Annotated in this window: 1 protein-coding gene; it reads right to left on the reverse strand. The window is 44.1% G+C overall.

All coding sequences use genetic code 11. The features are described 5' to 3' along the window. A partial coding sequence (locus ACFIKQ_RS09055) for a ShlB/FhaC/HecB family hemolysin secretion/activation protein (protein ID WP_375656313.1) occupies positions 1-789 on the reverse strand: 789 nt, incomplete at both ends.

Below are 789 nucleotides of genomic sequence, written 5' to 3' on the forward strand. Positions count from 1 at the left end.
GAAAAAGACAATTTGGAAAATTGCCCTTTGGGTGCATTCTTTGTTGCATTCTCTTGCTCTTTATCATCATAAGCGCCAAGAATTGCCAAACCCTTATGAAACCCTATATGCGCGCTTAATTCTCCTCCAAGCCACTTGCGCGAGTGATCAAGCTCAAAGGTTGCAATAGCCAATTTACGGCTGGAAACATCAACCCGACTGCCCATAATAAAATTATCAGAATATTTCCATGTTAAGCGTCCTGTAAGCCAGGTCTTTCCCTCTTGATCACGGTCGATAACCCGTGAAATCCACGGTGTCAGCGATAAAGACTTACCCGCAGTCATAATATCGGAAAATATCCCCTTAACACTTGAATGATATTGGCTCCACGTCCCATCAAAACCTGTTGTCCAAGTGCCATAGGGAAGAGAAAATGATCCCGTTAGAGTATCACTATTGGGACGCTTGTGAGAAAAATGATACGGACCACCATCCATGGAGCGCTGATAGCTAAACGACCATTGATCATTGATCCCTAACAGATCATCAAAAGAAAGGCTCAAGCGCGTTTGATAAAGCCCTGTTGCTTTAGCGCCAAGATTATCGCTGGAAAGTGTAATAAGCCAAGGTTTCTGTTTTTCAATATGAACATCGAGTATTGAACCACCCGAATTGCTACCCGCACCAAGATTAATGGTGGCTTGGCGTGAGAAAAGCCGATTGATTTGATCAAGCCCTTGCTCTATCTGGCGCAGATTGGTCGGCTTCCCAATAAGGTTTGGAAAAGCCGTGGTGATTTCTCCTTGA

The organism is Bartonella sp. MR63HLJHH, assembly GCF_042194155.1.
GTDB lineage: Bacteria > Pseudomonadota > Alphaproteobacteria > Rhizobiales > Rhizobiaceae > Bartonella > Bartonella grahamii.